This is a genomic window from Pseudomonas sp. PDNC002 (assembly GCF_016919445.1).
GTDB lineage: Bacteria > Pseudomonadota > Gammaproteobacteria > Pseudomonadales > Pseudomonadaceae > Pseudomonas.
This window is the reverse complement of record NZ_CP070356.1, coordinates 5,052,123-5,065,189: the sequence shown is the minus strand read 5'-3', so window position 1 is coordinate 5,065,189 and position 13,067 is coordinate 5,052,123. Positions and strand designations below refer to the sequence as shown.

The window sequence follows — 13,067 nt, the reverse complement described above, 5'->3', positions numbered from 1 at the left end:
GGGAGAGGGCTGGGGTGAGGGGCTCTTCGGCACTTCGCGCACACCCTCACGCCTGCGTCAGATACCAGCGCCAGTCCTGCTCCCCGACCTCGCCCATGAACTGGCGGTACTCAGCCTGCTTGACCTTCAGGTAGACGCCAAGGAATTCGTGCCCCAGCGCGTCACGCGCCCAGCTGGAGCGCTCCAGCGCGCGCAGCGAAGTGAGCCAGTCGGTGGGCAGCAACTCCTTGGCCTGGGCGTAACCGTTCCCTTCCACCGGTGCGCCCGGATCGATCTCCTCGCGGATGCCGCGATGGATGCCGGCGAGGATCGCAGCAGCAGCCAGGTACGGGTTGGCATCGGCGCCGCAGATGCGGTGCTCGACGTGCCGGGTATTCGCCGGGCCGCCCGGCACGCGCAGGCTCACGGTGCGGTTATCGCAGCCCCAGGTCGGCGCCAGCGGCGCGTAGCTGTTGGCCTGGAAACGGCGGTAGGAGTTGGCGTTGGGGCAGAACAGCAGCAGCGAGTCGAGCAGGCTTTTCAGCATGCCGCCCACGGACTGGCGCAGCAGTGGAGTGCCGGCAGGGTCTTCGCTGGCGAAGAGGTTGTTGCCCTCGGCGTCGGCCAGGGACACGTGCATGTGCATGCCGGTGCCGGCCAGATCGTCGAACGGCTTGGCCATGAAGCAGGCCTGCATGCCGTGCTTGTGCGCCACGCCCTTCACCAGACGCTTGTAGCGCACAGCCTGGTCCATGGCGACCAGCGCATCGCCGTGCTCCAGGGTGATCTCCACCTGGCCCGGCGCGTATTCGGAAATCGCCGTGCGCGCCGGAATGCCCTGGGCCTTGCAGGCGGCATAGAGGTCGGCGAGGAACGGCTCGATCTGCTCCAGTTCGCGCAAGCCATACACCTGGGTGGCGCGCGGGCGGCCACCGTCGGCGTCCAGCGCCGGTTGTGGGCGGCCATTGGCATCGCGCTTGGCGTCCAGCAGGTAGAACTCCAGCTCGCAGGCCATCACCGGATGGAAGCCATCGGCCTTCAGACCGTCGATCACGCGGATCAGCACGTGGCGCGGGTCGGCGATGTCGGCCGGCTTGCCTTCCTCGGGGTGCATGCTGACCTGCACCGCCGCCGTGGGAATCTGCCGCCAGGGCAGGCGTACCAGGCTGCCGGCCAGCGGATAGGCGCGGCAATCGATATCGCCCACATCCCAGACCAGCCCGGAATCCTCCACATCCTCGCCGTGCACGGTGAGGCCGAGAATGGTGCTGGGCAGCGGCCGGCCGGACTGGTACACGGCGAGCAGTTCCTCGCGGTGCAGCAGCTTGCCGCGCGGCACGCCGTTGGCGTCGAGGATGAACAGCTCGACCATCTCGATATCGGGGTTCTGGGCCAGGAAATACTGGGCTTCTTGCACGGAGGCGAAATTCATGGGGCTCTCGTTAGCATCCACGCGGATGCGCTGACGACCTGCAGGCCAGGGCCGCGCCGACGGGCGCAGGATTGAAGGCAGGCAAGCGATACAACGGGCTACGTCTTGTTCGAGAACGGCGTTTTGCCAGTCCTGAGCGTAGTTCCGTCGAGGGAATTCGGGCGATGACGCCCGATCAGCGAGAGGTGCCGTCCGGTGGACGGGCGTGGCGGCAGTGCCAGAGCGCCCAGAAGGCCAGTTCAAGAGGCAGGGTCAGCGGTTGCAGTTCGAGCCAGCGGGCATGTTTGCGCGGCAGGCGGACAGCGCTGCCGGCCTTGCGGGCGGCGACGGGTTCCAGCGATGCGGGCGAAACGAGCAGATGCATGTCGAAGGTTATGGCTGACGATTCCCGGAGACTCGCACGGCGGATGGGTTTGTTAAATGTGATTTTCACGACGTTTGGTTTCGTTTTATCGAAACTGAATGCCGGGGAAGGACCGCTGCGAAGGCCGTTCCAGAGCCTATCCCGTGGCCATCACGCATCCCGTCGAAGCGCCCGGACCACCCGCCGCGCCTGCCCTAGACTGGTGCAGTCAGCACCCGTTGCGAGTTCGCCCATGTGCCGTATCGCCTTTGCCCCGTCGATCCAGCGCCATGTTCCCATCGAGGAGCGCGAGCTGACGGCGGACACCTTGTCCGGCGCATTGGAAATGGTGTTTGCCGAGGCGCCGAAGCTGCGCGGCTACCTGCTGGATGACCAGGGCGGATTGCGCCGGCACCTGACGATCTTCATCGATGGGCTGCGCCTGCGGGACCGCGCCCGCCTCAGCGATGCGCTGACAGCGGACAGCGAGGTCTATGTGGTGCAGGCCTTGAGCGGTGGGTGAGAACCGGCGGCAATTCAGGAGAGCACAATGGATGATCGACTGCTGGTGGCGACCCGCAAGGGGTTGTTCACCTTCCAGCGTGGCGCGGACGGTTGGCAGGAAAGCCGCCGCGACTTCATCGGCGAACCGCTCAGCACGGTGCTCGCCGACCCGCGCGATGACACTCTTTACGCCGCCCTCAACCTCGGCCACTTCGGCTGCAAGCTCTGGCGCCAACGCGCCGGTGAGGATTGGCTGGAGGTCGCCGTGCCGACCTATCCGCCGCAACCCGACCCGTTGCCCGAACCCGCGGAAGGTGAAGCGCCGCCCGCGCCCTGGACCCTGCAGCAGATCTGGTGCCTGGAAACCGGCGGCGCTGCCGAACCCGGCGTGCTCTGGGCTGGCACCATTCCTGGCGGCCTGTTCCGCAGCAACGACGGCGGCGACAGCTGGGAGCTGAACCGTCCGCTCTGGGATGTGCCCGAGCGCTCGCGCTGGATGGGCGGCGGCTATGACTGGCCGGGCATCCACTCGGTCAGCGTCGACCCGCGCGACAGCCAGCACCTGACCGTCGCCGTGTCCTGCGGCGGCGTGTGGCAGAGCGACGATGGCGGTGCCAACTGGCGCGTCACCACCGCCGGCATGTACGCCGACTACATGCCGCCGGAGCTGCGCGAAGAGGGCGCCATCCAGGACCCGCACCGCCTGGTGCATTGCCCGGCACAGCCGGATCGCCTCTGGGTGCAGCACCACAATGGCATCTTCACCTCGACCGATGGCGGCTCGCGCTGGAACGACGTACAGGTCGAGCCCTCGAGCTTCGGTTTTGCCGTTGCCGTCCACCCGACCCGGCCGGACACGGCGTGGTTCGTTCCGGCGGTGAAGGACGTCTGCCGCATTCCGGTGGACGCCCGCTTCGTCGTCACCCGTACCCGCGATGGTGGCGCCACCTTCGACGTGCTCGATAGCGGCCTGCCCCAGGGCGCCGCCTTCGACCTGGTGTATCGCCACGGCCTGGCCATCGACGACGACGGCGCCTGTCTGGCGATGGGCTCCACCACCGGTGGCCTGTGGCTGTCGGAGAACGGCGGGGACCACTGGCAATGCCTGTCCGCCAACCTGCCGCCGATCTACTGCGTGCGCTTTGGCTGAGCCTTGCGCCTGGCCTGTTCGCGCACCTCGCGCGGCTTCATGCGGTGGTCGAAGTAGTTGATCGCGGTACCGAACACGACGATGGCGATCAGGATGGTCAGGCCGATATGCGTGGCTTCCATGGGGTTCTCCTTGGGCGGTGCGCTCAGAGCGCCTGGCCGCGACGCTTGAGTTCCAGGCGGCGGATGAATTCCTCCAGCACCCGGCGGTAAAGGTCGTCCTTGAGGCAGGCATCCTCGATGCCGGCGTCGAGGTTGGGGTTGTCGTTCACTTCGATCACCACCACTTCGCCGTCCAGCTCCTTCAGGTCGACGCCGTAAAGGCCGTCGCCGATCAGGTTGGCGGTCTTCAGTGCCAGCTCCACGACGGCGGGCGGCGCGCTTTCCACCGGCAGCGTGCGGCACTCGCCGATCACCTCGCCGTCGGCCTTGTGCTGGACGATCTGCCAGTGCCCGCGGGACATGAAGTACTGGCAGGCGAACACCGGCTGGCGGTTGAGGATGCCGATGCGCCAGTCGAACTCGGTGTAGAGGTACTCCTGGGCGAGCAGCAGCACCGAGTGCTCGAACAGCTCGGCGCTGACGCTGTGCAGTTGCTGGGCGTCCTCGACCTTGTAGACGCCCCGGGAGAAGCAGCCGTCGGGGATCTTCAGCACCAGCGGGAAGCCCAGCCGCGCGCCGACGCGCTCCAGCTCCTGCGGGTTGTCCTTGTAGAGGATTTCCGTGGCCGGCATGCCCAGGCCGTGGCTGCGCAGCAGGTCGGTGAGATAGACCTTGTTGGTGCAGCGCAGGATCGACGCCGGGTCGTCCATCACGATCAGCCCCTCGCTCTCGGCTTTCTTGGCGAAGCGATAGGTGTGGTCGTCAACGCTGGTGGTCTCGCGGATCAGCAGCGCGTCGTATTCGGCCAGCCGCGCGTAGTCCTTCTTCTCGATCAGCTCGACGTCGATGCCCAGCTGCCGGCCGACGCGGACGAAGCTATCCAGAGCGCCGGCATTGGAAGGCGGCAGGCTTTCCGCCGGGTTGTGCAGGATGGCCAGGTCGTAGCGCGCCAGGCGCCGCGAATTGGGCTGGCGCCAGACGCGCCGGCTGAAGCGGTCGAGGGCGTCGGCGAACTGGTCTTCCTGGTTATCGCGCAGCTTGTGCAGCGCGCCGGGGCGGATTCCCGCGATATGCCAGGCGTCGGTGCGGCGGAAGTCCACCAGCAGGATGGGGCAGGGGAAGGCCTCGAACAGTTGGCGGGCGATGGGCTGTAGTGGTTCCAGGTCGGTATGGCCGAAGTACAGGCGCAGGGTGAAGCCATCGGTACTGGCGCAGGGATGCTGGGCGAGGGCTTTTTCCAGGGATCTTTCCAGGCCGTCCAGGGCCAGGCCGTAGAGGGATTTCTTCGCCAGCTCGCTGATGGTGCGTACCGACGGAATGACCTTGTGGCCCCGCGCTTCGGCCAATAGTGAACAGTAATAACCGTGGCCGAGATATTTATAGTTGCGGCACAGGTTGATGACCTGGAAGCGCTTTCCCGATTCGAACTGATGCGAATCTTCCAGATACTCGCGGGCGCTCAGCATATCTTCGCTGGGAATATAGGACGCCCAGTCTTCCTTGCGCTCGACGATGATCAGAACCTGGCCTGACCGGGCTGAAGGAGGCTCAGCAGACGTGTCGGTGACGACGTGCAGAGAACTTGCGCTGAACTTTTCATGGAAGTTAGTGTGTAACGAAGACATTGTTCACGGACCTGTCTGAAAGTTGCCGTGTGTCTATTAAGCAGTAACTTCAGGAAATGTCCCGGTTCATTACGATAGTTTTACGGAGAACCCATGTCGCTGTTATATCGCCTTGCCACGTCGGCCGATTTGGCGAACTTGCTGGTGCTGGAAGAAGAGTGTTTCGAGCAGGACCGCATCAGTGGCCGCAGCTTTCGCAGACTGATCGGGACACCCAGCACCATCCTGCTGGTCGCCGACCGTGATGGCGAGTTGCTGGGCTACGCGTTGCTCCTGCTGAGACGGGGCTCGGACATCGCCCGCCTATACTCCCTGGCGATTTCCCGGCAAGCGCGAGGGCAGGGCCTTGGCGGTGCGCTGCTGGAACGGTGCGAAGAGCAGGCCCGGGCGCGCGGTTGCCGGCGCCTGCGCCTGGAAGTGCGCACCGACAACACCAGCGCCATTGGCCTTTACGAGCGCAGCGGCTATGTCCGCTTCGCCCGCAGCGCCGGCTTCTACGAAGACGGCAGCGACGCCTGGCGCTACGAGAAACCGCTCGGCGCTCCGGCCCCGACAGCAAGGAACCCGGCATGACCGCCCGCATCCAGCACTTCTTCGACACCGCGACGTCCACCTACAGCTACGTGGTTACCGACCCCGCCACGAGCCGTTGCGCCATTGTCGACCCGGTGCTGGACTATGACGCCGCTGCGGGCCGGGTCAGCCATGACAGCGCCCGGCGCATCGCGGCCTACGTGCGCGAACAGGGCCTGACGGTGGAGTGGCTGCTGGAAACGCACCTGCATGCGGACCACCTGTCCGCATCGGCGTGGCTCAAGGGTGAATTGGGCGGACGCCTGGCCATCGGCTCCAGCATTGCCCAGGTGCAGCGCACCTTTGCCGGGCTGTTCAATCTGGGCGAAGACTTCCCCTGTGACGGCAGCCAGTTCGACCACCTGTTCGCGGACGGCGAGACCTTCACCATCGGCAATCTGCGCGCCGAGGCCCTGCACACTCCCGGCCACACGCCGGCCTGCATGACCTATCGCATCGGCGATGCGGCCTTCGTCGGCGACACGCTGTTCATGCCCGACTACGGCACCGCCCGCTGCGATTTTCCCGGCGGCGATGCGCGGCAGTTGTACCGTTCGATCCAGCGGCTGTTCGCGCTGCCCGATTCGACCCGGCTGTTCCTCTGCCACGACTATCTGACGGAGGGACGCGAGGAGCACCAGTACCAGACCACGGTCGAGCGCGAGCGCAGGGAAAACGTGCATGTCCACGACGGCATCAGCGAGGATGCTTTCGTCGCGATGCGCGTGGCCCGCGATGCGACGCTGAACGCTCCGGCGCTGATCTGGCCGTCGATCCAGGTGAACATGCGTGGCGGGGAGTTGCCGGAGGCCGAGGCCAATGGCGTGCGGTACCTGCGGATTCCGTTGGATCGGATGTAGTCCATGGTGATGGTGATCCTGTAGCAGCGCACCATGGGCGTGCGGGCATGGCTCGCTCTTGCCTGATCGGTCCGTGCTCCGGTCGGCCCTCACCCTAACCCTCTCCCGGGGGGAGAGGGGACCGTTCGGTGCAGGATGAATCTTCGGTGTCAGTCGGCGCGGTCGGCTTCCTCTCCCTCAGGAGCGGGGCGCGTAGCCAGGGCTGGGATGAGGGTAAAGCATCGGCGCGGGCTTCCCGAGAAAGACAGTTGCTCCTAACTGATCGGTCCGTGCCCCGGTCGGCCTTCACCCTAACCCTGGCTGCGCGCCCCGCTCAGAGGGAGAGGGGACCGATCGGTGCAGGATGAAGCCGTTCCATCAGCCGGCACGGACCGCTCCCTCTCCCTTCGGAGCGGGGCGCGCAGCCAGGGTTGGGGAGAGGGGAAATCCTGTAGACGGTTTCCCCGACGAAGGCAGTTGCTCCTGCAGGTAGGCTTCGGCATCAAAGCAGCAAACTGCGAATATCCCCCAGCACCTCCCCGAGCCGCCGAGTGAACCGCGCCGCCGCCGCGCCATTGATCACCCGGTGGTCATAGGACAGCGACAGCGGCAGCATCAGCCGCGGTTGGAAGGCCTTGCCGTCCCACACCGGCTGCATGGTCGCCTTGCTCACGCCGAGTATCGCCACTTCCGGCGCATTGACGATGGGCGTGAAGCCGGTGCCGCCGATATGCCCCAGGCTGGAGATGGTGAAACAGGCGCCTTGCATCGCGTCGGCGGAGAGCTTCTTGGTCCGCGCCTTCTCCGCCAGTTCAGCCGCTTCCAGGGCCAACTGCAGCAGACCCTTCTTGTCCACGTCACGGATCACCGGCACCAGCAGTCCATCCGGCGTATCCACCGCGAAGCCAATGTGCACGTAATGCTTGCGGATCAGCGCCTTGCCGCTGGGCGCCAGCGAGCTGTTGAAGTCCGGCAGCTCGCGCAGCAGGTGGGCGCAGGCCTTGAGCAGGATCGGCAGGATGGTCAGCTTGGTCCCGGCTCTTTCCGCTGCTGCCTTCTGCGCTATGCGGAAGGCTTCCGCCTCGGTGATGTCGGCGGACTCGAACTGGGTCACATGGGGCACGTTCAGCCAGCTGCGGTGCAGGTTGCTGGCGCCGACCTGCATCAGGCGGGTCATGGCCACTTCTTCCACTTCACCGAATTTGCTGAAGTCGATTTCCGGGATCGGCGGAATGCCTGCGCCGCCGGTTGCTCCCGCAGAGGCGCCAGACTTGCTCCGTTGCAGTTGCTCCTTGACGAACAACTGCACGTCTTCCTTGAGGATGCGGCCCTTGGGACCAGTACCGGTGACTTGTGCCAGGTCGACACCGAACTCGCGGGCGACCATGCGCACCGCCGGCCCGGCATGAACCTTGGTGCCGTCGCGACTAGGTGCACCGACAGGCGCCACTTCTGGCGCCTTGGGCTGCACAGGTGATGTGGCGACAGGGGCGGCGGGGTTCTCCGGGCTGGGAGCCGAAGCCTGGGCGGGAGCGCTACCTGCAACTTCCAGCTCCAGGATTTCGTCGCCTTCCTTGAGCGTGTCGCCGATCTTCACCTTGATGGCTTTCACCAGCCCGGCCTTGGGCGCGGGGATTTCCATGCTGGCCTTGTCCGACTCCAGCGTCAGCAGGCTCTGGTCGGCCTCGATGCTGTCACCCACCTTGACCATCAGCTCGATGACGTTGCCCTGGCCATTGCCGATATCCGGTACGCGGATGGTCTCCACGCCGCCGCTGGCCGCAGGTGCGGCCTGCTGTTCCTTCGCCGGAGTGGGGGCTGGAGCTGGTGCGGAGGCGGACGCTGCAGCGGCCGGAGTGCTGGCGGGTGCGGCGCCGCCCTCGATTTCCAGTTCGAGAATGTCGTCGCCTTCCTTGAGGGTGTCGCCGATTTTCACCTTGATGGCTTTCACCACCCCGGCCTTGGGCGCGGGAATCTCCATGCTGGCCTTGTCGGATTCCAGCGTCAGCAGGCTCTGGTCGGCCTCGATGCGGTCGCCGACCTTGACCATCAGCTCGATGATCTCGCCCTGGCCGTTGCCGATGTCAGGAACCTTGATGGTTTCCACGCCACCGCCTCCCGCAGGTGCGGATTGCGGCGCAGGCGCGGCGGCGGGCTTGGGTTGTTCGGCTGCCGGTTTGGCGGGCTCTTCGGCCTTGGCCTCGGTAGCGCCTTCGGCTTCCAGTTCGAGGATGTCGTCGCCTTCCTTGAGCGTGTCGCCGATCTTCACCTTGATGGCCTTCACCACGCCGGCCTTGGGCGCGGGGATTTCCATGCTGGCCTTGTCGGATTCCAGGGTCAGCAGGCTCTGGTCGGCCTCGATACGATCACCGACCTTGACCAGCAGTTCGATGACTTCGCCTTCGCCGTTGCCGATGTCGGGTACGCGGATGGTCTCGCTCACGGTGCCTCTCCTCAGCAGTCCAGCGGGTTGGGTTTTTCCGGATCGAGGCCGAATTTCGCGATGGCCTCGGCCACCACTTTCGGCTCGATGTCGCCGCGATCAGCCAAGGCTTCCAGCGCGGCGAGCACCACCCAGTGACGGTCCACCTCGAAGAAGTGGCGCAGCTTGGCGCGAGTATCGCTGCGGCCGAAGCCGTCGGTGCCCAGGACCTTGTATTCCTTGGTCGGCACCCATTGGCGAATCTGCTCGGCGTAGACCTTCATGTAGTCGGTCGATGCGATCACCGGCCCCTTGCGGCCGGCGAGGCATTCTTCCACGTAGCTTTGCCTGGGCTTCTGGCCCGGATGCAGGCGGTTCCAGCGCTCCACGGCCAGTCCATCGCGGCGCAGTTCGTTGAAGCTCGGAACGGACCAGACATCGGCGCCAATGCCGAAGTCCTCGCGCAGTATCTTCGCCGCCGCTTCCACCTCTCGCAGAATGGTGCCCGAGCCCAGCAACTGCACATGGTGTGCGGCAGCACGGTGGTCCTCGATGAGCAGGTACATGCCCTTGATGATCCCGGCCTCGGCACCTTTGGGCAGGGCCGGGTGCGGGTAGTTTTCGTTCATCACGGTGATGTAATAGAAGACGTTCTGCTGCTCTTCCATCATCTGCCGCACGCCTTCCTGGACGATCACCGCCAGCTCGTAGGAATAGGTCGGGTCGTAGGTGCGGCAGTTGGGGATGACCGAGGCCAGCACGTGGCTGTGGCCGTCCTCGTGCTGCAGTCCTTCGCCGTTGAGCGTGGTGCGCCCGGCGGTGCCGCCCAGCAGGAAGCCGCGCGTCAGGCTGTCGCCGGCCGCCCAGGCCAGGTCGCCGATGCGCTGGAAGCCGAACATCGAATAGAAGATGTAGAACGGCAGCATCGGCTGGCGATAGTTGCTGTACGCGGTGCCTGCGGCGATGAACGACGACATGGCGCCGGCCTCGGTGATGCCTTCCTCGAGGATCTGGCCCTTCTTGTCCTCGCGGTAGAACATCAGTTGTTCCTTGTCGACCGGCTCGTAGAGCTGGCCTACCGAGGAGTAGATGCCGAGCTGGCGGAACATGCCTTCCATGCCGAAGGTGCGGGCTTCGTCCGGGATGATCGGCACGATGCGCTGGCCCAGCTCCTTGTCCTTCACCAACTGCGAGATGATCCGCACGAAGGCCATGGTGGTGGAGATTTCGCGGTCGCCCGAACTATCCAGCAGTGCCTTGAGCGTCTCCAGTGGCGGCGCCGGGATGCGTTGGCTGTTGCCGTGGCGGTGGGGCATGAAGCCGCCCAGTGAGGCGCGGCGTTCCTTCAGGTATCGCGCCTCGGCGCTGCCTTCGTCGGGACGGTAGAAGGGCAACTTGGCGAGGTCGTCGTCCTTGATCGGGATGTCGAAGCGGTCGCGGAAGGCGCGCAGGCTGTCCACGTCGATCTCGTGGATGTTGTGGGCGATGTTCTTCGCCTCGCCGGTACCGGTGCCGTAGCCCTTGATGGTCTTGGCCAGCACCACGCTGGGCTGGCCCTTGTGGTTCACCGCCGCGTGGTAGGCGGCGTAGACCTTGTACGGGTCGTGGCCGCCGCGGTTGAGTTTCCAGACTTCCTCGTCGGAGAGCTCCTTGACCATCTCCAGCAGCTCGGGGCGCGCGCCGAAGAAGTGCTCGCGGACGAAGGCGCCGTCCTTGGCCTTGTAGTTCTGGTAGTCGCCGTCCACCGCTTCGTCCATCCGTGCCTGCAGCAGGCCGGCGTGGTCCTTGGCGAACAGTGGGTCCCAGAAACGGCCCCAGATCACCTTGATCACGTTCCAGTTGGCGCCGCGGAATACGCCTTCCAGTTCCTGGATGATCTTGCCGTTGCCGCGCACCGGGCCATCCAGGCGTTGCAGGTTGCAGTTGACCACGAAGATCAGGTTGTCGAGCTTCTCGCGCCCGGCCAGGGAGATCGCGCCGAGGGATTCCGGCTCATCCGTTTCGCCATCGCCGAGGAAGCACCAGACCTTCTGCTTGCCGGCGGGAATGAAGCCGCGGCTTTCCAGGTACTTCATGAAGCGCGCCTGGTAGATCGCCTGGATCGGACCCAGGCCCATGGACACCGTGGGGAACTGCCAGAAATGCGGCATCAGCCGGGGGTGCGGGTAGGAGGATATGCCCTTGCCATCCACCTCCTGGCGGAAGTTCTCCAGCTGCTCGTCTGTCAGCAGGCCCTCGATGTAGGCGCGGGCGTAAATGCCAGGAGAGGCGTGGCCCTGGAAGTAGATCAGGTCGCCGGCGTGTTCCTCGGTGGGGCCGTTGAAGAAGTAGTTGAAGCCGATGTCGTAGAGGGTCGCCGAGGAAGCGAAGGTGGAGATGTGCCCGCCCAGCGACGGGTCCTTGTGGTTGGCGCGCATCACCATGGCCAGTGCGTTCCAGCGCACCAGCGAGCGGATGCGCCGCTCCATGAACAGGTCGCCCGGCATTCGGGCCTCATGGCCCACCGGGATGGTGTTGCGGTAGGGCGTGGTGATGGCGTAGGGCAGTTGCGTGCCGGTTCGGCTGGCCAGCTCGCCAAGGCGAGTCATCAGGTAGTGGGCGCGGTCTTCGCCTTCTTTCTCCAGTACGGATTCCAGCGCGTCCAGCCATTCCTGGGTTTCGACGGGGTCGATGTCGTGCATGGTCAGGGGTCCTGGTTACGGGGTCGGCTCTACGCAATGCCGGCTCCGGGCCAGGTGTACCGCCAAGTTTGGCGAAAGTGGCGGCGGCCCTCGTGAGGCCACCGCGCTGCCGCCGGCACGCGCGTGTGGCTATAGAGCTTAGTCAGCTCTGGCGCAGGCGTCGGCCGGATGGTCGGGTCAGGACGTCGCAGCGTGCGAATCAGGAACCCGAGCGCACCGCATCACGGCGCAGGTCGTCGCCCCGACTCCATTGCGCTGCCACTAGGCGATCGCGCCCGGTCTGCTTGGCCTGGTAGAGCAGGCGGTCGACCGCGGCGACGAAGTCCAGCGGGCGGTCGCTGACTGCGGGCACGGCGGTGCCGACGCCCAGGCTGATGGTCAGGAGAGACGAAACAGCGGACTTCTCATGGGCGATGTGCTGTTCGCGCAGCAGGCTGCGGCAACGCTCGCCGATCTGCCGCGCGGCCTCGGCGTCGGTCTCCGGCAGGACCAGGACGAACTCCTCGCCGCCGAAACGGGCGATGAAGTCGCGCGGGCGGTGCAGGGCGCCGGCCAGCACCTTGCCGACGTTGCGCAGGCAGTCGTCGCCGTTGATGTGGCCGTAGTGGTCGTTGAACTGCTTGAAGTAGTCGATATCCAGCAACACCAGCGACAGGGGCTGGCCGCTGCGCTGGGCGCTGCCCCATTCGGTGTCCAGCACGGTATCGAACATGCGCCGGTTGGCTACGCCGGTGAGGCCGTCCTTGTACGAATATTCCTCCAACTGGCGTTGCAGCATGATCAGCTTTTCTTCGGCGCGCTTGCGCTCGCTGATGTCGAACATGAAGCCCACCAGGGAATCCACCTCGCCGTCGTCACCGCGCACCACGTGCACCACGTCGCGAATCCACACGTAGTCGCCGGAGGAGGTGAGGGCGCGGTAATCGGCCTCGTGGTCGGTGCCCTCGCGGGACTGCGAAACGCAGAACTCGACCACCCGCTCGCGATCTTCCGGGTGCATGCGCTCTGCCCAGTCGTTGGCGCTGATCCAGCTGTCCTGGCTCCAGCCCAGCAGCGCTTCGATCTGCGGGCCGATGTAGGCGAAGGTCATGGTTTTCCAGTCGATCTTCCACGGGATGGCGCGGGTGGATTCGAGCAGGGTTTGGTAGACCGGATTCTCGGTGGCGGCGTCGTACGGCATGGATGACCCCTGGTGGCAATATGCCTTGCTTCTACCACAGTCCGGTGATGCCTGGAGCAGCGCAATACGCCAGGCAGACTCTCCCGCTGCGCCAGGGCGACGGACGGTCGTCTTGCCGTGCGACGGATTCTTCAGCAATTCATAACGGGTTCTTCACGAAACTGGGGTTAGGGTTTGCTCGCCCGCCATCTGACAACCTTGTAGTGCGATGGAGGCCCAGGGACGGGCCGGGCTTCCT

At 65.4% G+C, this 13,067-nt stretch carries 11 protein-coding genes; 4 read left to right on the top strand and 7 right to left on the bottom strand.

Features of this window, described 5'->3' with window-relative positions:
* Positions 1-46 precede the first annotated feature (46 nt).
* Complete coding sequence (locus tag JVX91_RS22750) at positions 47-1,411, bottom strand: glutamine synthetase family protein (protein ID WP_205336373.1); 1,365 nt, start codon at positions 1,409-1,411, stop codon at positions 47-49.
* A 175-nt stretch (positions 1,412-1,586) separates the two neighbouring features.
* Positions 1,587-1,775, bottom strand: a complete 189-nt coding sequence (locus JVX91_RS22745; RefSeq protein ID WP_205336372.1) for a hypothetical protein — start codon at positions 1,773-1,775, stop codon at positions 1,587-1,589.
* 232 nt (positions 1,776-2,007) lie between these two features.
* Between JVX91_RS22745 and JVX91_RS22740 the strand changes: the two genes are divergently transcribed.
* Together JVX91_RS22740 and JVX91_RS22735 are read left to right on the top strand one after the other, a co-directional pair.
* Entirely contained in the window at positions 2,008-2,277 is a 270-nt protein-coding gene (locus JVX91_RS22740) for a MoaD/ThiS family protein (protein WP_205336371.1), read from the top strand.
* Positions 2,278-2,304: 27 nt separating this feature from the next.
* Positions 2,305-3,408 (top strand): exo-alpha-sialidase, encoded by a 1,104-nt coding sequence (locus tag JVX91_RS22735; protein WP_205336370.1) that lies wholly within the window; start codon positions 2,305-2,307, stop codon positions 3,406-3,408.
* Here the strand turns inward: JVX91_RS22735 and JVX91_RS22730 are convergent.
* Both JVX91_RS22730 and JVX91_RS22725 read right to left on the bottom strand, forming a co-directional pair.
* The gene (locus tag JVX91_RS22730; RefSeq protein ID WP_156160346.1) at positions 3,387-3,530 is read right to left on the bottom strand and encodes a hypothetical protein; all 144 of its coding nucleotides are present in this window, start codon (positions 3,528-3,530) and stop codon (positions 3,387-3,389) included. The genes JVX91_RS22735 and JVX91_RS22730 overlap by 22 nt on opposite strands.
* Positions 3,531-3,553: 23 nt before the next feature.
* Positions 3,554-5,134: a RimK family protein gene (locus JVX91_RS22725; protein WP_205336369.1), complete on the bottom strand. Its 1,581-nt coding sequence runs from the start codon at positions 5,132-5,134 to the stop codon at positions 3,554-3,556.
* Positions 5,135-5,227: 93 nt separating this feature from the next.
* Between JVX91_RS22725 and JVX91_RS22720 the strand changes: the two genes are divergently transcribed.
* Complete coding sequence (locus tag JVX91_RS22720) at positions 5,228-5,707, top strand: N-acetyltransferase (RefSeq protein WP_205336368.1); 480 nt, start codon at positions 5,228-5,230, stop codon at positions 5,705-5,707.
* On the top strand, positions 5,704-6,567 hold the full coding sequence (locus JVX91_RS22715) for an MBL fold metallo-hydrolase (RefSeq protein ID WP_205336367.1): 864 nt from the start codon (positions 5,704-5,706) through the stop codon (positions 6,565-6,567). The genes JVX91_RS22720 and JVX91_RS22715 overlap by 4 nt, the downstream gene beginning before the upstream one ends.
* A 481-nt stretch (positions 6,568-7,048) precedes the next feature.
* Here JVX91_RS22715 and aceF read toward each other — a convergent pair whose 3' ends face one another.
* The 3 genes from aceF to JVX91_RS22700 all read right to left on the bottom strand — a co-directional run bounded on the left by aceF (position 7,049) and on the right by JVX91_RS22700 (position 12,829).
* Positions 7,049-8,989 carry a dihydrolipoyllysine-residue acetyltransferase gene (aceF, locus tag JVX91_RS22710; protein ID WP_205336366.1) on the bottom strand — a complete coding sequence of 647 codons (1,941 nt, stop codon included), beginning with the start codon at positions 8,987-8,989 and terminating at the stop codon, positions 7,049-7,051.
* A gap of 11 nt (positions 8,990-9,000) precedes the next feature.
* Entirely contained in the window at positions 9,001-11,649 is a 2,649-nt protein-coding gene (gene aceE / locus JVX91_RS22705) for a pyruvate dehydrogenase (acetyl-transferring), homodimeric type (RefSeq protein WP_205336365.1), read from the bottom strand.
* A 199-nt stretch (positions 11,650-11,848) separates the two neighbouring features.
* Entirely contained in the window at positions 11,849-12,829 is a 981-nt protein-coding gene (locus tag JVX91_RS22700; protein WP_205336364.1) for a diguanylate cyclase, read from the bottom strand.
* Between the last annotated feature and the right edge of the window lie 238 nt (positions 12,830-13,067).